The sequence below is a fragment of the Sporosarcina psychrophila genome (assembly GCF_001590685.1).
Classification (GTDB): Bacteria; Bacillota; Bacilli; order Bacillales_A; family Planococcaceae; genus Sporosarcina; species Sporosarcina psychrophila.
Window position 1 is genome coordinate 1,653,415 of the sequence record NZ_CP014616.1, and the last position, 19,289, is coordinate 1,672,703.

Annotated in this window: 18 protein-coding genes and 1 riboswitch; of the genes, 16 read left to right on the forward strand and 2 right to left on the reverse strand. The window is 39.5% G+C overall.

Annotated elements, in window-relative coordinates; translation table 11 throughout:
* Window positions 1-43: 43 nt before the first annotated feature.
* The 4 genes from yhbH (at window position 44) to recQ (ending at window position 5,127) form a co-directional block, all read left to right on the forward strand.
* Entirely contained in the window at window positions 44-1,210 is a 1,167-nt protein-coding gene (yhbH, locus tag AZE41_RS07930) for a sporulation protein YhbH (RefSeq protein ID WP_067213898.1), read from the forward strand.
* Window positions 1,207-2,616: a SpoVR family protein gene (locus AZE41_RS07935; protein WP_067207763.1), complete on the forward strand. Its 1,410-nt coding sequence runs from the start codon at window positions 1,207-1,209 to the stop codon at window positions 2,614-2,616. The genes yhbH and AZE41_RS07935 overlap by 4 nt, the downstream gene beginning before the upstream one ends.
* A gap of 261 nt (window positions 2,617-2,877) precedes the next feature.
* Entirely contained in the window at window positions 2,878-3,294 is a 417-nt protein-coding gene (locus tag AZE41_RS07940; RefSeq protein WP_067207765.1) for a hemerythrin domain-containing protein, read from the forward strand.
* Window positions 3,295-3,348: 54 nt separating this feature from the next.
* Entirely contained in the window at window positions 3,349-5,127 is a 1,779-nt protein-coding gene (gene recQ / locus AZE41_RS07945) for a DNA helicase RecQ (RefSeq protein ID WP_067207768.1), read from the forward strand.
* A 46-nt stretch (window positions 5,128-5,173) separates the two neighbouring features.
* Here the strand turns inward: recQ and queF are convergent, their stop codons facing one another.
* Window positions 5,174-5,671 (reverse strand): preQ(1) synthase, encoded by a 498-nt coding sequence (gene queF / locus AZE41_RS07950; RefSeq protein ID WP_067207771.1) that lies wholly within the window; start codon window positions 5,669-5,671, stop codon window positions 5,174-5,176.
* 86 nt (window positions 5,672-5,757) lie between these two features.
* Window positions 5,758-5,801: riboswitch (PreQ1 riboswitch) on the reverse strand.
* A 26-nt stretch (window positions 5,802-5,827) separates the two neighbouring features.
* Complete coding sequence (locus AZE41_RS07955) at window positions 5,828-6,994, reverse strand: MFS transporter (protein ID WP_067207773.1); 1,167 nt, start codon at window positions 6,992-6,994, stop codon at window positions 5,828-5,830.
* 168 nt (window positions 6,995-7,162) lie between these two features.
* On the opposite strand from AZE41_RS07955, the gene AZE41_RS07960 reads away from it, so the two are divergent.
* The 12 genes from AZE41_RS07960 to AZE41_RS08015 all read left to right on the forward strand — a co-directional run bounded on the left by AZE41_RS07960 (window position 7,163) and on the right by AZE41_RS08015 (window position 19,245).
* Window positions 7,163-8,272, forward strand: a complete 1,110-nt coding sequence (locus AZE41_RS07960) for a hypothetical protein (RefSeq protein WP_067207776.1) — start codon at window positions 7,163-7,165, stop codon at window positions 8,270-8,272.
* A gap of 16 nt (window positions 8,273-8,288) precedes the next feature.
* Window positions 8,289-9,269 (forward strand): diaminopimelate dehydrogenase, encoded by a 981-nt coding sequence (locus AZE41_RS07965; protein ID WP_067207779.1) that lies wholly within the window; start codon window positions 8,289-8,291, stop codon window positions 9,267-9,269.
* Between the two features lie 339 nt (window positions 9,270-9,608).
* Window positions 9,609-10,697: a M42 family metallopeptidase gene (locus AZE41_RS07970; protein ID WP_067207781.1), complete on the forward strand. Its 1,089-nt coding sequence runs from the start codon at window positions 9,609-9,611 to the stop codon at window positions 10,695-10,697.
* A gap of 144 nt (window positions 10,698-10,841) precedes the next feature.
* Complete coding sequence (argF, locus tag AZE41_RS07975) at window positions 10,842-11,804, forward strand: ornithine carbamoyltransferase (RefSeq protein ID WP_067207784.1); 963 nt, start codon at window positions 10,842-10,844, stop codon at window positions 11,802-11,804.
* A 288-nt stretch (window positions 11,805-12,092) separates the two neighbouring features.
* Window positions 12,093-12,296, forward strand: a complete 204-nt coding sequence (locus tag AZE41_RS07980; protein WP_067207787.1) for a helix-turn-helix transcriptional regulator — start codon at window positions 12,093-12,095, stop codon at window positions 12,294-12,296.
* A 2-nt stretch (window positions 12,297-12,298) separates the two neighbouring features.
* On the forward strand, window positions 12,299-12,787 hold the full coding sequence (locus AZE41_RS07985) for a hypothetical protein (RefSeq protein ID WP_067207790.1): 489 nt from the start codon (window positions 12,299-12,301) through the stop codon (window positions 12,785-12,787).
* Window positions 12,787-13,233 carry a small multi-drug export protein gene (locus AZE41_RS07990; RefSeq protein WP_067213899.1) on the forward strand — a complete coding sequence of 149 codons (447 nt, stop codon included), beginning with the start codon at window positions 12,787-12,789 and terminating at the stop codon, window positions 13,231-13,233. Before AZE41_RS07985 ends, AZE41_RS07990 begins: the two co-directional genes overlap by 1 nt.
* A gap of 323 nt (window positions 13,234-13,556) precedes the next feature.
* Window positions 13,557-13,910 (forward strand): hypothetical protein, encoded by a 354-nt coding sequence (locus tag AZE41_RS07995; RefSeq protein WP_067207792.1) that lies wholly within the window; start codon window positions 13,557-13,559, stop codon window positions 13,908-13,910.
* Window positions 13,911-14,563: 653 nt separating this feature from the next.
* Entirely contained in the window at window positions 14,564-15,121 is a 558-nt protein-coding gene (locus tag AZE41_RS08000) for a GNAT family N-acetyltransferase (RefSeq protein WP_082786525.1), read from the forward strand.
* A 367-nt stretch (window positions 15,122-15,488) separates the two neighbouring features.
* A complete protein-coding gene (locus AZE41_RS08005) occupies window positions 15,489-17,642 on the forward strand; it encodes a peptidoglycan D,D-transpeptidase FtsI family protein (protein WP_067207795.1) in 2,154 nt (717 codons plus the stop codon).
* Window positions 17,643-17,977: 335 nt separating this feature from the next.
* Window positions 17,978-18,541 (forward strand): TetR/AcrR family transcriptional regulator, encoded by a 564-nt coding sequence (locus AZE41_RS08010; RefSeq protein ID WP_067207798.1) that lies wholly within the window; start codon window positions 17,978-17,980, stop codon window positions 18,539-18,541.
* A 188-nt stretch (window positions 18,542-18,729) separates the two neighbouring features.
* Entirely contained in the window at window positions 18,730-19,245 is a 516-nt protein-coding gene (locus AZE41_RS08015) for a DUF2798 domain-containing protein (RefSeq protein WP_067207801.1), read from the forward strand.
* The last annotated feature ends 44 nt before the right edge of the window (window positions 19,246-19,289 follow it).

The window sequence follows — 19,289 nt, forward strand, 5'->3', positions numbered from 1 at the left end:
AAATCACAAGCATACATTGGCTAAAAGATGGGTGTGGATGAAGATGAGTGAAAAAGACAATGAACATTTTGCTATCTCACAAGAAAACTGGTCTCTTCACCGAAAGGGCCATCAAGATCAGCAACGTCACTTAGATAAAGTGAAAGAAGCTATTCAAAATAACTTGCCTGATTTAATCAGTGAGGAAAGTATTATTTTGTCAAAAGGTAAGGACGTTATTAAAATCCCCATACGTTCGCTAGATGAATATAAAATTCGATACAATCATGACAAATCAAAGCATGTAGGGCAAGGAAATGGAGATAGCCAAGTAGGTGATGTGGTTGCGAAAGATGGATCGCAGGGGAAAAGTGGGCCAGGGACAGGGAAACAAGCCGGGGATCAAGCGGGGGAAGACTATTATGAAGCAGAAGTCTCGATTGCTGAATTAGAGGATGCCTTGTTTAAAGAAATGGAATTACCGGATTTGGAACAAAAAGAGCAGGCCGAAAACACGGCTGAAAAAATTGAGTTTAATGATATCCGAAAAAAAGGACTTATCGGAAATATTGATAAAAAACGCACGATTTTAACTGCTATTAAAAGGAATGCCATCAAAGGGAAAGCTGAAATCGCACCCTTTCACAATGATGATTTACGATTTAAAACATGGGATGATGTGAAAAAACCTGAATCTAAAGCAGTAGTTCTTGCCATGATGGATACGAGTGCATCAATGGGTAATTTCGAAAAAATGATGGCGAGAAGTTTTTTCTTTTGGATGGCTAATTTTTTGCGCACGAAATATGAAACAGTTGAATTTGAATTTATTGCGCATCATACAGAAGCAAAAGTGGTAACTGAAGAGGACTTTTTCTCGAAAGGGGAAAGTGGGGGTACTATTTGTTCATCTGCGTATATAAAAGCACTTGAGTTGATTGAAAATAAATACAATCCTGTACGCTATAATATCTATCCGTTTCACTTTTCTGACGGAGAAAATATGTCATCTGATAATGAAAAATGTATAAAGCTTGTTCAAGAACTTATGGCTGTTTCCAATATGTTTGGTTACGGTGAGGTAAATGCCTATAATCGTTTTTCAACAATGATGTCCTCATTTAAAAAAATCGATGATCCGAAATTCCGTCATTATATATTGAAAGAAAAACGAGATGTTTACTTTGCGCTTAAAAGCTTCTTCCATAAAAACTTGGAGGGATTCGATTGACGGAAATAAAAGCGCTTCACCGTGCGATTGATGAAATCACAGAAATCGCAACTGGATTTGGTCTCGACTATTATCCCATGCGGTATGAAATTTGCCCTGCCGATATAATTTACACATTTGGTGCGTATGGGATGCCAACCCGTTTTACTCATTGGAGTTTTGGAAAACAATTTCATAAAATGAAGTTGCAATATGATCTTGGTTTGAGTCAAATCTATGAGTTAGTCATTAATTCAAATCCTTGTTATGCGTTTTTGCTGGATACGAACAGCCTTATTCAAAACAAACTTATTGTTGCCCATGTTCTTGCCCATTGTGATTTTTTCAAAAATAATGTTCGATTCTCTAACACAAGAAAAGATATGGTAGAGAGTATGACTGCAACGGCTGAGCGCATTGCGAATTATGAAATGATCCATGGTAAAGATGAGGTAGAACGTTTTTTAGATGCTGTATTAGCCATTCAGGAACATATTGATCCTTCTATACTAAGGCCTCAACGGCCAGCTGATGATTTGGATGAGGAAAGTGTTGAAGAAGAAATTATACGGAAAACGCCTTACGATGATTTATGGAATTTGGATAGAAAAGCGGCAGAGAAGAAAGTAACAACACCAAAGGGAAAGAAAGTACCTCAAAATCAGGAAAAAGATCTTTTGCTATTCATTTTGGAGTATAGTCGTGAACTGGAAGAATGGCAACGTGATATATTAACGATGATGCGAGAGGAAATGCTCTACTTTTGGCCACAGCTTGAAACGAAAATTATGAATGAGGGCTGGGCATCATTTTGGCATCAACGTATTTTGAGGGAAATGGATTTAACCTCAGATGAAACAATCGAATTTGCTACATTGAATGCGAATGTTATCCAGCCTTCGAAAACCTCGATTAATCCCTATTATCTAGGATTGAAAATTTACGAGGATATTGAAAAGAGATACAATAATCCGACGGAGAAATTGAGAAGGTTAGGGGTCCAGCCTAACACGGGTATAGAAAAAATCTTTGAAGTGAGAGAAATTGAATCGGATATATCCTTTATCCGCAACTATGTCACCAAAGAGTTAGTTCAACAGGAAGATTTATATCTCTTTGAAAAAAAGGGCGGCAACTATCAAATTACTACTAAAGATTATGAAAATGTAAGAAATCAACTAGTATCCATGCGTGTAAACGGTGGTTTTCCATATATCGTAGTTGAAAATGGGGATTACTTGCGCAACGGAGAACTGTATTTGGTGCATAAATACGAGGGGACCGAGCTGGATCTTAAGTATTTAGAAAGTGTGCTTCCTTATATTTATCAATTATGGGGACGGATTGTACATCTAGAAACGTATGTAGAGAATTTGCAAGTCGTCTATTCATATGATCGGAACAAGGTATATCGACGGTATGTTTAAGTGATAACCAGTAGTTAGAAGTAGTATTATCCCGCGATCGGATTTTCGATTGTGGGGTTTTTTCTCGTCTAAATTCCAACGGGGTAAAGGTTCACGGACTGGGAAATACATTAGTTAATGGTGCTTACATGGAAATCGAAGTGGCAAAAGGTAAAACATCAATGAAAACGAAATTCATATAATGGCGAACGGACTTTCATTTCAATACGCCGCATAATCTGTTATTCTTAAAGCAAAGCTCTAAACGGAAGGATGATTGAAATGGCTGGACCAGCACTTAAGCAACTACACTCCCACCGCGCAATTCATGAAGGCGGACTTTCAGGGGCAGTTAGTAAGACAGAGGGTATGATGGAATTTCTTCAACAGGGTGATCTTGCGTTGGCGAACCAGGCGGCTGATGATTTAATTGAATACTGGAAGACACGTGTTATCAGTCACGCGGATGCCGAAGAACAAGGGTTTTACGGAGAAGTTGCCGAACGGAATCCTGATCTGAAGGAAACTGTTGTTCAATTGACACGAGACCATGATTTGCTACGGATTATCGTGAAGGATATTGAACAACTGCGTGAGGACGAAAATCTGAGTCCTGCTGTACTTCATAGGTTTCATGCATTAATCGTCGTCAATGAAATACATAGCCGCGATGAAGAACGCATGCTTTTTGAAAACTAATACTACTTTAAGCGCCATTAACCGGTGCTTTTTTCTTTGATATATAGTTAGGAGATGGTCCAAATCGAAAAAGCTTTATCGATATTGACAACATATTTTGGGTATCCTTCTTTTAGGACAGGTCAGGAGCAAGTTATCCGGGGCGTTATGAGCTATCAGGATACACTTTGCGTTATGCCGACGGGGGGCGGGAAGTCTGTCTGTTACCAAGTGCCCGCACTCGTGATGGATGGCACCGTTCTTGTTATTTCACCACTTATTTCACTGATGAAAGACCAAGTCGATGCACTCCACCAAGTAGGGATTCCCGCAGCGTATATCAATAGTTCACTTTCATCAGAGGAATACTTTGAAACAATGGAGAGAGCCGTGTTGGGCGAGTATCAGCTTCTTTACGTCGCCCCTGAACGTCTTGACTCACCGTCTTTCAAAAATCAGTTGCGGCGGATGACAATTCCGATGGTCGCTATTGACGAAGCACATTGTATTTCGCAATGGGGTCACGATTTTCGTCCAAGTTACCGCAATATAAGCAGTATTGTTTCTCTATTTGATAAAAAGCCGGTTCTCCTTGCACTAACAGCTACTGCCACACCAGCTGTCCGGGAAGATATTTGCCGTCAGCTTGGAATTAGTGAAAATAATACGGTTATGACAGGATTTGAGCGGGCAAACCTCACTTTTTCGGTCGTCAAAGGGCAAGACCGTGAAAAATTTGTAAAAGAATACGTCCGTAAAAATGAAGGAGAAGCGGGCATTATTTACGCTGCTACACGAAAAGCGGTTGATCATGTGCACGACATTCTTCAAAAAAGTGGAGTGTCTGTTGCGAAATATCATGCTGGACTTGGAGATATTGAACGTCAGTCTGGACAAGACCGTTTTTTGAATGATGAGGCGTCAGTCATGGTTGCGACAAATGCATTCGGCATGGGAATTGATAAATCCAATATCCGCTATGTTATTCATTACCAGATGCCGAAAAATATGGAGAGCTATTATCAGGAGGCAGGGCGTGCAGGACGTGATGGGCTTGACAGTGCTTGTACTGTGCTATTTTCATCACAGGATGTACAAACCCAGCGTTTCTTGATTGATCAATCACAAGACCCAAGCAGAATTCCGGCAGAGCTTGAAAAATTGCAGTCAATGATTGACTATTGCCATACAGAAACATGCCTTCAGAAATTCATTATTTTGTATTTCGGAGAGACAGATGTGAAGGACTGCGGTCGCTGTGCAAATTGTACCGACACACGTGAAAGTACGGATGTGACTGAAGACGTTCAAAAAGTATTGTCATGTGTCATTCGAATGGGACAACGGTTTGGCAAGGCGATGATTGCACAAGTATTAACAGGATCTCGGAACAAGAAGGTGATTGAATTCGGTTTCGATAAATTAACGACATACGGTTTAATGAAAGGGCGTAGCGCAAAAGATATATCTGATTTCATCGAGTTCATCATTTCAGAAAGTTATCTTGGCGTGGAGAATGGGCAGTTTCCAACCATTTACGTCAGTGAACAAGGGAAAGATGTGCTGACAGGTAAAGTGACAGTCAATCGAAAAGTGACTGTTATTACAATGCAAGTTGCGAATGATGATCCACTATTCGACCAGCTTCGTGCACTACGTATGAAACTGGCTCAAGAAGCGGGTGTACCGCCGTTCGTCGTCTTTTCAGATAAAACGTTGCGTGATATGGCGGCAAGAATGCCTGTTACAAATGATGATTTCCTCGAAGTAAATGGTGTTGGTCTTGCGAAATTGGAAAGATACGGGGAAGCATTCATGGAAGAAATCAAGACTTTTCAAATGCAAAACGCATAAAAACCATCCGGACAATGAACAGTCCGGATGGTTTTTTGTTATCAAATTATCTATTATCAACTTTTTCCGGATACATATCGTGATTCATCATCCGGTGTTCCGCCATTTGTACATATTTTGTTTCGGGTTTGCCATAGTTGCAATAAGGATCGATTGACAAGCCGCCACGCGGCGTAAATTTCCCCCATACTTCGATATAACGCGGTTCAATTAGTTTGATTATGTCATTCATAATAATATTGACGCAGTCTTCATGAAAGTCGCCATGATTTCGGAAACTGAATAGATATAATTTGAGTGCTTTACTCTCCACAAGTTTTTTATCCGGCACAAAACTGATATACATCGTCGCGAAATCGGGTTGCCCTGTCATCGGACAAAGTGATGTAAACTCCGGACAGTTGAATTTAACAAAGTAATCGCGATCCACATGCATATTGTCGACAGCCTCTAAAACATCGGGGTTGTACTCGTACACGTATTTCGTGTTTTGATTGCCGAGCAAAGTTAAGTCGGTCAATGTTGCTTCATCTCTTCCAGCCAATTAAAAAAACCTCCCGTATATTTTGTCAGGGAGGTCCATAGGCGCCGGGAAAACGGCCATATCGAATGCACATGGCGTAAATTCCGTCATCCATAGTTTTTTATAGAGGGTCGCTATGAACCTCTCCCGAACAGGGTATTCATTTCGTATCTGACATTATAGGACGTGCGATGATTTGTCAATAGATCCTTTTTTCTTCAAGCCAATCAAGGCATATAAAGCGACAGCGAGGAGGATGAATCCTGTCAGCATGAAAGCGCCTCGGTACTCCAAGTCCAAGAATCCAATCAAGCTTGAACCTGCAACGACACCAATCGAGAAGAACGCGTAAAAGTAACCATATGCTTTCCCGCGAAATTCAGGAGATGAAGAATCGATTAGCAGCGAGTTGATGGATGGGAAGAGGAAAGCGAATCCAGCCCCATAAATACACATTGCAATATATAAGTAATTCAATTCCTCAACTTGACTCAGGAACAGCATACTTAATCCCATAAGTGTTATTCCGAATGCAAGTGTCACAACTGGCCGTACACGGTCAAAAACTCGATTGATGGGCAATAAGAAGATGAGAATAGCGACGACGCCAAATGTGCTTAGTAACAACCCCGTTGTTTTGGTATCAAATCCAAGTGATTCAACTTTTAGCGGCAACACAAGGGCAAGTACACCTTGTGAGAACATTAAGAAGAATGCTCCCGCGAATGCTCTGACCATCCCCGGATGTTGGAAAAGATATCTGACACGGAAACTGTCAGCTCCTTTTGAAGGCTGTTTTCGTACATATGTAAACGATCGGAGAACAAAGAATGCAAGTATTGCCAGTAGCATCATGATGCCGCCGTTGACCGCCATAATGAAAGGTGTACTTGTTTTAGCTGCCACAATACCACCATAAGCTGGACCGATAATCGCTGCCAATCCAACGAATGCACCTGAAATTGCAACACTTTTACCTCGTTTAGATTCTTCTGCACGATTTGCCAGGAAAGTGAACGCAGCTGGTACAATTAGCCCTTCCATAAAACCATGGACAAAGCGGACACCGAGCAATGACATTGGTCCATCAACAAACGCGTAGAGGAAGAGAGAGAGTGCCGAAGCAAATAGTCCAAGTACGAGTATGAAAAAAGGTCCTCTTTTGTCAGTCATGAAACCGGAAATGACATTCCCGATAGTATTTGAAAATGAATACATACCAACTGCAAGTCCAACTAAAAATGGTGTAGCACCAAGAGATAATGCAAATGGGCTCATGACAGGCAGTTGCGAAAATAAATCAAAAAACGAGAAGAAAACGATGAGGTAAACAAAACCACGCATAATGAAGCCTCTTTTCAATTAATAGATAACATCCTACCCTATACTTTAGCATTATTTGGACCTAAGGGGAAAAGGAGAGATTGTGAACAAAACATATTCTTTAGCAATTAATGAAAGATAACGATAAGATTAATGAAATATATGAATGGGTAAAGGGGGAAACGGTGAGTGGGCTTTTTTACAAACTTATTTAAAAAACAAGATGATAGCGAAATTGTAAATGAAATTGAAAAGCGATATATTTTCGTTCAACTAGACTTGGAACATTATTCCGAACCATTTTTTGCGAGGGATTTAGTAAACATGCCCTCTCCCGATTTGAAACAACTTGAATATAGGGGCTTTCACAAATCAATTGCTGCAGGAGTGTCATTAATCCCGCATCTTAAAGCAGATACTTCTATCGAATTGTTCATTCTAACGGATTATTTCGATGTGGAGGAAATCATCAAAGCGGGTATTGCTGTGAAACATGTGCAATCTTCTGTTGATAGGATAATGATGGAAGCAATTATTTGGAAGGGTAACGGTCAGGTGGAAACAATTCCATTTTTGCTGAATCTCCGTCTTGAAGACGAGAGCTCCCGATTGGCTGCAGCATTAATCAGTGTTCAAAAAGAGATACCATTCTATTTTGGGCAGATTGTGAATGAAGTGTTCACAATAGAAAAGCAACTGCTTGTGAACATGCCCGAAGCGGTCCAAGAAGATATGCAAAACACTTTCGCAGAGCTGTATAGTGATGAACCCAGCAAATTCGGACCTTTTGTCGGCCTAGAAAGCGTATCAGATCGAGAAATGACGACTGGAGGATGGGTCATGCATTTTGATAATGAGAAGCTAAAGGAAGAGGAATCAGACTTGTCTTTGATGAAAATTAAAATTCTAAGCTCAGCTTTTGATAAAATTAGTCGTCTAGGTGTCAAAGGTCGGTTTACAGGATGGATTGCAGAAAATGTGGCAGATTCAATCGGAACGGGTTCATACGGTGAGACGACGACGCTTATTTTTACATCATCGGAACCGATGCATGGTAATGAAAAATTGCATAGTGAAATTATGAAATATATGAAGTCGTTAAAAGGGTTTATTCGCGAGGAAGGCGGCTATCCCTTAAAATACGAGGGTCTTCCTGTGCTAAGACAAAATGGCGGTGGCTATGGGTTTGTTGCCATTGATGAAGTTTTTTTTACGAAAGCGGACGAGTTATATAGAAAAATGACCAATAAAGAGATAAACTTATATTATAAATTGCTGAAATTGAATGCAACAGATTGAAAGGGGAAATACGACGATGACAATTAGAGTCGGAATTGCAGGTTACGGAAATTTGGGACGCGGTGTTGAGTCTGCAATCAATCAGAATAAAGATATGGAACTGGTTGGTGTGTTTACAAGGAGAAATCCGGAAGATGTGAAATTACTGAATGGCAATGTATCCGTACATATGATGGATGACATCCATAAATTTACTGATGCAATCGATGTACTCATCCTTTGCGGCGGATCGAAAAATGATTTACCAGAGCAAGGCCCGGCACTATCAGCTTTATTCAACACGGTGGATAGCTTTGATACACATGCGAAAATTCCGGGTTATTTTGAAGCTGTAGATGCATCGGCTAAACCTAACGGTAAGATTGCCATCATTTCAGTCGGCTGGGATCCAGGTTTGTTCTCCATCAATCGTTTGTACGGCGAAGCAGTTTTATCGGAAGGTGCTACTTACACGTTCTGGGGCAAAGGATTGAGCCAAGGACATTCCGATGCGCTTAGAAGAATTGAAGGCGTAAAAGGTGCTGTCCAATATACAATTCCTGTTCCGGACGCAGTTGACAAAGTGCGTAGCGGTTCGTTACCAGAATTGACTACGCGTGAGAAGCATACCCGCGAATGTTATGTAGTCTTAGCAGATGGCGTTGACGGCAACAAAGTGAAAGAAACGATTGTCACGATGCCTGACTACTTTACAGATTACGATACGACAGTGACTTTTATTACTGAAGAAGAATTGAAACAGGATCACTCTGCGATGCCACACGGCGGTTTCGTGATTCGCAGCGGTAAGACAGGGGAAGACAGCGCACAAGTGATGGAGTATTCCTTGAAACTCGACAGCAACCCTGAATTCACATCAAGCGTGCTTGTTGCGTACGCACGCGCAGCTTATAGGTTGCATCAAAACGGTGAGACGGGTGCGAAAACAGTCTTCGACATTGCGCCTGGATTGCTTTCTCCAAAAAGTGCTGCAGATTTACGGAAAGAATTGCTGTAATTGTAGTTGGAAATAGAATTGCATATTGCTTTTTGAATAAACAACGGCAGCGTTACCTCTATAGTTGAGGTAACGCTGTTTTTATGGAGATGTTTTGTTTATTACTATATATTCGGCACTACTTATTTGTAGTTAACAAGGTGGTATATCTTGCAGGGTATAACGAACAAATCTAGCGACTAAGTTTTTTTGGAAGAACATTCCACTTGTTGAGTGCCGACTATATAGTGATTTCAATCAACTCTCTACTTTATTTGATTCTCAATCCTAAATGTTTTGATAATAGTGCACTTTTCGCATATACTACTCATGTACGATTTATTTAGGAGGTCGAAGGAATTGACGAAATTAGATGAAACGTTAGTAATGCTGAAAGAACTTACAGACGCAAAAGGGATTCCTGGTAACGAACGTGAACCCCGTGAAGTTATGAGAAAGTACATAGAGCCATTTGTAGATAATATTGAACAGGATGGTCTCGGTTCATTAATCGCGAAGAAAACTGGCGATGAGAATGGACCCAAAATCATGCTAGCGGGACATCTTGATGAAGTTGGATTCATGATTTCTAAAATTGACGATAAAGGTTTTCTATCATTTCAAACAGTAGGCGGCTGGTGGTCACAAGTAATGCTTGCACAGCGCGTGACAATCGTTACACGCAAAGGAGATACAGTGACGGGTGTTATTGGATCGAAACCACCGCACATCTTATCGCCGGAAGCGCGTAAAAAACCGGTCGATATTAAAGATATGTTCATTGACGTTGGTGCAACTTCGAAAGAAGAAGCAATGAAGTGGGGCATTCTACCTGGAGATATGGTTGTACCGTATTTCGAATTCACAGTGATGAATAATGAAAAATACCTTCTTGCAAAAGCGTGGGACAACCGTATCGGCTGTGCAATTGCGATTGACGTAATGAAAGCGCTTAAAGATGAAAAACATCCAAATATCGTTTTCGGAGTGGGGGCTGCACAAGAAGAAATAGGTCTTCGTGGTGCGCGCACAGCGGCAACGAAAATTCAGCCGGACATCGGATTTGCAGTTGATGTAGGAATCGCTGGCGACACGCCAGGTGTTACGTCCAAAGAAGCTACTGGTAAAATGGGCGATGGTCCACAAATTCTATTATTCGATGCTTCAATGGTATCGCATAAAGGGTTGCGTGAACTTGTTGTTGACACAGCTGAAGAGAATAGCATTCCTTATCAGTTTGAAACGATTCCAGGCGGAGGAACAGATGCAGGTTCAATTCATCTGTCAGGCAATGGTGTACCATCACTTGCAATCTGTATTCCAACACGTTATATTCACTCGCATGCAGGTATCCTGCACCGCGACGATTATGAAAATACAGTGAAACTGATTGTCGCAGTCATTAAGAAATTAGACCGTGACACGGTGAATAAGATTACATTTGAATAATTGAACGATTATTCTGCTCAGGCCAATTAAATGGTCTGGGCAGTTTTTTTATTTGAATAAATCTATAAAAATACACTTGACTTTATAATTATGCATACATATAATCAGAGATACCAATTGAAATAAACGATAGGGGATGAGGGAATGGTGAAGATTGAAATGGATAATGCGAAAATAGTAGAAGGATTGAAAGGGAGAGATTTACTTACCCTGCTTGATTATACACATGAAGAGGTATCGTATTTATTGCATAAAGCAGATGCGATGAAAAAAGATATGGCGGCTGGCAAGATGCCGAATTTATTGGCCGGAAAAACACTAGGGATGATTTTTGAAAAGCATTCAACGCGTACACGTATTTCATTCGAAGTGGGTATGATCCAACTTGGGGGGCATGCAATGTTCATGAATGCACGTGACTTGCAAATCGGCCGTGGGGAGTCCGTTTATGACACAGGTCATGTATTGTCTGAGTACTTGGACGGCGTCATGATCCGTGCGAATTCACATGAAATGGTGAAGGAACTAGCACAACACACTTCGGTTCCAATTATCAATGGTTTGACGGATATTTTCCATCCGTGTCAGGCGCTAGCAGACTTGCTGACAGTTTTGGAAGTGAAAGGTTCATTAGCGGGGCTGAAGTTAGCATATGTAGGAGACGGTAATAATGTAGCGCATTCACTTGTAATTGCTGCGGCACATATGGGTATGCACGTAGCTGTCGCGACGCCAAAAGGGTTCGAATACAATCCGAACCTCTTAGTGAAAGCGAAAGCCATTGCTGTTAAAAATGGCGGAAGTGTCTTTGAAACAACGAATCCAATAGAGGCTGTCGCTGGAGCTGACGTCGTTTATACAGATGTCTGGACGAGTATGGGCCAAGAAGAGGAAGCGGCTGCACGCCTAGAAGCATTCAAAGAGTTTCAAATTAACGACGGATTGGTCGCACATGCGAAAAAAGATTATATGTTCTTGCATTGCTTACCTGCACACCGTGAAGAAGAAGTTGCGACGTCTGTTATTGATGGACCGAATTCTTATGTATTTCAGCAAGCGGGCAATCGACTGCATGCGCAAAAAGCGGTTCTTGCTTCATTGTTGTAATAAAATAAATTAACAAGTCCAGGTTTTGATGTGAGTAGCACGTGGCGGTCATAAGTACACCCGTGGTGAGCATAACTAGCCCCATGCCGGTCATAACGTAATCGACAGTCCTGACTACATCAAAAAATGACTTGTAACTAATTGGCAAGTACTCACATCCAACTTCCATAGATTAACAAGTCCAGGTTTTGATGCCTGGGCTTTTTTTGTATATTAAATCTAACTTAATGTTAATAATACTGTACACAATGTTAAGTTTAGTATACATTATGAATAGGAGGTGTCACGATGTTAAAGAATCGGCTGAAAGAATTGCGAGCACGACATGATTTCACACAAATTGAACTGGCAAAACGTGTTGGCGTGACACGACAAACAATTGGCTTCATTGAAAAAGGAGAATTTTCTCCGTCAGTGACACTGTCATTGAGAATGGCACGTGCATTGGAATCTGACATTAACGAATTATTTTGGTTAGAAGGGGAGGAATGACAATGAAGAATGATATGAGAATTACGTATCCTCTATGGCAAATGGGTGTCATCGTTATAGCAATGCTCCTCACTTGGCTGGTTGGTTTATCTTCTGTTTTCACAGTGGGAGATAGGAGCTTCGAGGTTAATGTACAAGGGGAATGGGGAGTGATTTGGGGAGTTGCGCTGCTTGTTTTCGTTTTCTATTTATCGTTATTTACTTGGAATGTTGTCAAGCACAATAAACGGATGCCGAATTATAAAATTAATGTTTTCTCATGGAAGCCGCAAGAATATATGGAGGATGACGAACTATTTCAAGAGGTTACGAAACGGGCGACAAAGAAAGTCTATACCTATTTTGTTTGGTCCATCCCAATTTTTGCTGGTTTGTCTTTAGGACTCCAAGTTGGAACGATTGGTGTGGTAATGGTTCTTTTACTTCTTTCAATGGGGCAATATTTAATTTATTACACAGAAGTCAGGAAATATACGGGGGTAGATGAATGATGTTTGAATATTTTTTAGTGTTTCTAGGTGCTGCCATTCCCTGGTTAGAAATCGCACTTGTCATCCCGCTAGGCATCATTAGAGGGTTGTCCCCGATTTGGGTCATGATCCTTGCATTCGTTGGTAATATGCTTACGGTGCTGATTCTCATTATTGCATTCCAAAAAGTGAAGGAATGGATGGAGTCAAGGAAAAAGAAGGATGGAAAAGAAGAATCGAAGCGGACTGAGCGTGGGAAACGAATCTGGAATAAATATGGTATGCCTGGACTCGCGTTGCTTGGTCCGGTTTTAATCGGAACACATATTGCGGCGTTTATCGGATTGTTATTTGGGGCAAGTAAAGTGAACACGACAATTTGGATGACGATTAGCGTTGCGTTATGGACGCTTGTATTCGGCATTGCGACAGCGATGGGCTTCGATTTCTTCGTGGAAAACCTTTGAATCTAATAATACAGAAACAAACACGAAAGTTTAAACTTTCGTGTTTGTTTAGTTTTTTAAAAAAATGTTGGATCGACCACGGCCACTTCAACAATTAAATGGTGAAGGAACTAGCAAAACACACTTTGCTTCCAATCATCAATGACTTACGGACAGTTTCTATGACTTTGAACTTCTACCCAAAGGTTCTGCTGAAAGGTTTGAATCATTAGAATTGATAGTAATGATGTCTATGAAGCTGAATATATTGCTTACAATAGTGAAGGTGTAGTGATTTATACTGGTAAACCTGGCGAGTAATAAGAAAAGTGGGTGAAAAGTATATGAAGTTGAAATTTTTATATTTAGCAATAACAGCATTTTTGATTGTTGGTTGTTCAAATAACCAAGAAGTAGGGAATATCACTGATACAGATAGTTATGAAAATGTCAGAGAAGTTGCTTGGGCGTTTATCGAAGAAAAAGGTTGGAATGACAATGCTAAAAAAGACTGGAAAAGTGCGAAAGTGAAGAAAATGATTGCGAATAATAGCTATGAATTGTTGGATAAAACTTATGAAGGAAAAGAGATATTAATCGTTTCTTTTGAAGACAAAGAGAATGTTGTGGTTGGTACCCCTTTAATACTTATTGACCCCAATCTCAATGAAGTAATTGGCTATATGCCAGGTGAATAAATCCCTTGTTTAAGCAAAGATGGCTTTAATTGAAAAAGATAAGTACGCTAAAATGAAAATCGCTCGGATTGATATGAAGCCAATGAAAAAGTCATATTTCCTTCAATCCCGTTGATTTTCGTTCCGAGCGGATGCTTTCCGCAGGCACGGCTTTAGCCAATCGAAAAGCAAAGGGTTCGATTTGCCGTATTTCTGTGTTCTTTGCAGAAATTAGGTCATTCTTGACCCTTGCTCGCAAAAGCCGCTTTTCACTACAATCAACTAGTTCTTACTATGAAAAAGAACTTTTTCAGTGGCCGCATTGATATCCAAGCGATTTTTTGTGCTAAGTTTAATGTTATTTAACTTGTTGAACAATATGTTATTTGTTGTCTTCCAACCTTATATCCACATTACCGGAGCTACTTAGGTTTCTTGGGCATGTTTTATCTTATCGAATTCCCTTGAAAATTAAAAAACTATAATTGGTTGGAAATTTCTGCGAATTCAATGTATACTTTGAGTATCAAAAAAAAGGGAGATTAGCCTATGTTATCGAGCATTGCAGTAGAAGTTTTAAAAGAATTAAGTGAACAAAAAAACTTCGCAAGGGCACAGTAGAATATCGCAAACCCTTACTGCTGACCCCTGCAATTTAATTGGGGGACATTAAATTGATTAAGCATTATAGTGAGAGTTTTTTATCAGGAAATAAAATTGCTTTACGTAAAATTACAAAAGAGGATTATGCGAATTTCTTTGCAATTGAAGATATAATGGAAAGTCGTTTATTAATGAATGATGGTATTCCATTTCCACCTACTGAGGCGGACCACGAGAAATTTCTTAGTGAGATTAGTTCTGAGAAAGATGACTACATGTTTGCAATCGAACTTAAAGACGAAAAACTATTCATTGGAACTATCGCTGTTTACTTAGTGAACTGGAAAAGTAGTACTTGTCACGTTGGTGTTTCAATAGGACCTGAAAACCAAGGAAAAGGCTATGGAACCGATTCAATGAAAGTATTGGTAGATTTTATTTTTAATTATATGAATTTAAATAAAGTGAAACTTCAAGTATTTGGCTATAACAAAAGGGCGATTTGTTCTTATGAAAAATGTGGTTTTCTTTTGGAAGGTACTCTAAAAGAAGAACTCTTTAGATTTGGTAAGTATCATGATATTTATATTATGGGTTTACTTAGAAAAGATTGGGATTGTAAGACATAATTAACCTTTGAATAGGCAGACCAGTTAAATGGTCTGTTTTTATATCTCTTTTTCAGCGAACGAGCGCATTAGCATAAGTAATGGAGCTTAAGCAGCTCCTTTTTATAATTTCAATTATGATTGTGTAATTCTCTTTTAAACGTTAATTGTATACTATTGTCTTTATTGTTTTTTCACTTTTTTGTTACTGGATTATTTTTGCATCTAATTTATTTCACTACCGAATGCTTTAGTTTAAGAATCGGCTTCCTTACGGGGGAGCTTTTTCTTATTGAGTGAGAGGTAAATACTTCCGTGAACGTAAAAATATGTGAATTTTCTATTATGAATGATATAATTCAAAATAAGTAACGGAGGGAGGGGCGTAATGAAAAAACAGATACGCAAGGCGGATCAGGCTAAAATACGCCAACGAAAACAGATCGTATTGCGAATGAACTTCCTATTCTTTTCAATCTTTGTCCTATTTTCATTGCTCATTTTCCGCCTTGGTTATTTACAAATCGTTAAAGGTGAAGAGTATTCCCGTGAGTTGGAAAAAAAGGAAGAAATACCCGTCAACACAAGTGTGCCAAGGGGAAGAATATTTGACCGTATGGGGTTTGTTCTAGTTGATAATGATCCGAAGAACGCCATTACATATACGAAAATGACGTCGACGACTTCAGCCGAGATGCTTAAAGTTGCTGAGCAACTTGCGGTCTTGATTGAACAAGAGACGAAAAGGATTACCCCTGGAGATAAGAGAGACTTTTGGATTTTAAAGAATTCAAAAGCAGCAACGGAAAAAGTTTCTATAAAGGAACAAGAGAGACTTGAAAAGGATAGTAAGCTTTCACGGACGGAATTGCAGAAGAAGATTAATAGGCTTACACGAAAACGAATTACGGACGAAGAAATTGATTCTTTTACGGAAGAGGAGCTAGAAGTACTTGCGATTTACAGAGAAATGATGTCGGGCTATGCATACTCACCGCAAATAGTGAAAAGTGGAAATGTGACGGACGAGGAATTCGCAACTGTATCTGAACGTCTAGGAGAGTTACCGGGCGTGGATACAACGACAGATTGGGAACGTGTGAGAAGATCAGACAATACGATTCTAGGGACAACCACGAGCCCCATTGAAGGTATTCCTAAATCCCGTGAGAATTATTTCTTGGCACGGGATTATTCAGGAAATGACCGTGTTGGAAAAAGTTATATTGAGCAATATTATGAGGATTTGTTAAAAGGGCAAAAAACAATTGTGAAGAATATTAAAGATCGTAGTGGGCGTGTCGTCGAAACGAAAACAATCCGACAAGGCGAACCTGGTAAGGATCTTATTCTGACGATTGATAGTGAACTGAATCAGACAATTGAAAGTATTGTATCGGATAAACTGTTGGAATTGAAAAGAGGGCCAAATACCGGAGAATTGGACAGGGCTTTTGTAGTTATGATGAATCCAAATAACGGTGAAGTTCTTTCGCTTGTAGGTAAGCAAGTTGTTACGAATCCAGAAACAGGAAAACTCGAAATATGGGACTATGCATATGGTACATTTACTGCGAACCATGAAGCGGGATCAACAGTGAAGATGGCGACGCTTCTTACGGGGTATCAGGAAAATGTGGTACGTATCGGCGAAACGAAGATAGATGAACCGATTAGAATCGGTGGAATTACAAAAAGATCGCTGTTTAATCAAGACTCTAGGGTTGCTGTAACTGATATTGAAGCAATCGGCAAGTCTTCGAACGTTTATATGTTCCGTATCGCAATGGCTATGGCGGATTCTAACAACAGCACTGAAGGAGCGAAACGCATTAGGGAAAATGCATTTGATACGTTCCGACAATCTTTCGCGTCTTTTGGACTTGGAACAAAAACTGGCATTGACTTACCGGGGGAGTCACCCGGTCTGATTGGCGAAAGTAATTCAATCGGTATTTTAATGGATTTATCCATCGGGCAGTTCGATACCTATACAACACTTCAATTGGCTCAATACGTCTCAACAATTGCAAATGGCGGTTATCGGATAGCTCCAAAAGTATTAAAAGAAATACGCGAACCATCTGAGGATGGTGAAATTCTTGGTTCTCTCATTCAAGAAACAGAGGTCAATATTTTAAATAGGATTCATAGTACTGATGCGGAAATTGATCAAGTGAAGCGTGGTATGCATTACGTGTATTATGCACCTAAAGGAACGGCCTCGAATCATTTTGCTGGAAAAGACTATGATGGAGCAGGGAAGACGGGAACCGCACAAGCATTCAGTTCAGGGAAATCGACAATCAATCTATCTCATGTGGGGTTTGCACCTTACGAAAATCCGGAAATTGCTTATGCGGTTCTTATCCCAAACATTACTACAAAGCCAGGAGATCACACGGCTGGTGCTCAAAATAAGATTATCCAACAAGCAGTAGACGAATATTTTAAACTAAAAGTAAAAAGAGCTAAAGAAGAAATTTCTACAGCAGCCGAGCAACCAATTATACAGGCACCTAAAAAAGAATCTGAAAAATAAAAGTAGGGAAACCAGAAGAATGGTTTCCCTACTTTTTCAATAGATAAAAGCCTAAGCCGCTATTTATGATGAAAATGAAATTAAGCTCTTCGAAAAGAGAATCCGCTCCTATAAAATACGTACAGTCTTCTTGTCAATTAATTTTAAAAGAATATTCATGGATATTCCTCCGCCTATCGCTAAGAAAAAACTCCTAGAATTCTAAAATAACCCCTTCAAATAAGGCGTGTTCTTTGTCATCTGAAATTCGAAAAAACTGAAAACTATAATTCTGGGTAAAATTTTGTTATACTTACAAACAGACCAGTTGGTATGCGGAAGGAGATACATCAAATATGGATATAAAATCGCAATTAATTGATACTGCTACGACCCTTTTTCAACAAAAAGGATATAAAAATGTTGGACTTAACGAGATTTTAAAAGCTTGTAATGTTACAAAAGGAGCGCTCTATCATCATTTTCCAAACGGAAAAGAAGAATTATTGATTATTTGTTTACAAGGTTTAAATGAGGCCATTACCACAGATATCAAAGCTATTTTCAGCAGGCATCTATCAGCTAAGGACGCCATACTCTCAATGATTGATAAGTTAATTCGGGATTTTGAAAAAAGTGGCACCATTATCGGCTATACATTTAGTAGCATTGTCAGTGAAATGGCAACGATGAGTGAACCAGTCCGTACTGCTTGTAGTGCTCTATATGAAAACATTCAACACCTTTACTATGAGAAACTTATAACGGAAGGCTATTCGAGTGAATCAGCTTCCGCTATCGCATTGTTGATGACAGCTTCGATTGAGGGTGCAATGATGCTTTGTTTGACGCAAAAATCCGCAACACCTTTGAAAACAATTGCCACATTATTGCCGGGTATATTAAAAGTGAACAAGTAAATTCGACAGAACCCGTTAATATTGTGTTTGTTAAACTGAGTGCATCTTTAGTGTAAATTACATTTACTGCGGTTTTATTGATATATCTTACGATTATTCACTCCATAGCGTGATTTGTTATTGGCATATTCATCGATGTATTTAACGTAGGTCTCAAATATGAATTTTGAAAGGAAGAAAAACAAACTATGCATCAAGAAAACAGACTACCGAAAAACAGTAAAGAGGGCGCGTTATTTGGCGCAATTATCGTAACATTATCAGTATTAACAATGGGACCAATCAATATGATCCTTGCTGCTGGAGGCTTCAACAAAGATGTTGCAATGAACATGCTAATCGTGTTACCTATTATTTGGGTTTTCGTCATGATAATTGAACCGGTAGCAATCGGTCGTTTTGCAGAATTTTTATCATCTAAATTCATTTCGCCAACAGATGGTTTTGCTGCTCGTATTATGTTCCGTACAATTTTCACAGTATTAGGTATGTCATTTACAATGACATTTGTTGGGGTTATCATTGGGGATGGTTTTACAACTGATATCTTTGCACACTTTATCCAAATCTGGCCCCGTAACTTCTTACTCGCCCTATTTTTAGAGAGCGTAGTTATCCAACCATTTGCACGTTTAGTAATGGTTAAAATGCACGCAGCGCAAGATAGAAAAGCCGCAGTTCAAACGAATACACAAAATATCTGAAAAAATCGCTCAGACTTTTCAAAAAGTCTGAGCGATTTTTTTAT

Excerpts from the sequence above, each read along its gene's own strand:
- AZE41_RS08015 (WP_067207801.1), top strand. The coding sequence starts at position 18,730 with ATGCATCAAGAAAACAGACTACCGAAAAACAGTAAAGAGGGCGCGTTA.
- recQ (WP_067207768.1), top strand. The coding sequence starts at position 3,349 with ATGGTCCAAATCGAAAAAGCTTTATCGATATTGACAACATATTTTGGG.
- AZE41_RS08005 (WP_067207795.1), top strand. The coding sequence starts at position 15,489 with ATGAAAAAACAGATACGCAAGGCGGATCAGGCTAAAATACGCCAACGA.
- AZE41_RS07980 (WP_067207787.1), top strand. The coding sequence starts at position 12,093 with ATGTTAAAGAATCGGCTGAAAGAATTGCGAGCACGACATGATTTCACA.
- AZE41_RS07990 (WP_067213899.1), top strand. The coding sequence starts at position 12,787 with ATGTTTGAATATTTTTTAGTGTTTCTAGGTGCTGCCATTCCCTGGTTA.
- AZE41_RS07995 (WP_067207792.1), top strand. The coding sequence starts at position 13,557 with ATGAAGTTGAAATTTTTATATTTAGCAATAACAGCATTTTTGATTGTT.
- AZE41_RS08010 (WP_067207798.1), top strand. The coding sequence starts at position 17,978 with ATGGATATAAAATCGCAATTAATTGATACTGCTACGACCCTTTTTCAA.
- AZE41_RS07965 (WP_067207779.1), top strand. The coding sequence starts at position 8,289 with ATGACAATTAGAGTCGGAATTGCAGGTTACGGAAATTTGGGACGCGGT.
- argF (WP_067207784.1), top strand. The coding sequence starts at position 10,842 with ATGGTGAAGATTGAAATGGATAATGCGAAAATAGTAGAAGGATTGAAA.
- AZE41_RS07955 (WP_067207773.1), bottom strand. The coding sequence starts at position 6,994 with ATGCGTGGTTTTGTTTACCTCATCGTTTTCTTCTCGTTTTTTGATTTA.
- yhbH (WP_067213898.1), top strand. The coding sequence starts at position 44 with ATGAGTGAAAAAGACAATGAACATTTTGCTATCTCACAAGAAAACTGG.
- AZE41_RS07985 (WP_067207790.1), top strand. The coding sequence starts at position 12,299 with ATGAAGAATGATATGAGAATTACGTATCCTCTATGGCAAATGGGTGTC.
- AZE41_RS07940 (WP_067207765.1), top strand. The coding sequence starts at position 2,878 with ATGGCTGGACCAGCACTTAAGCAACTACACTCCCACCGCGCAATTCAT.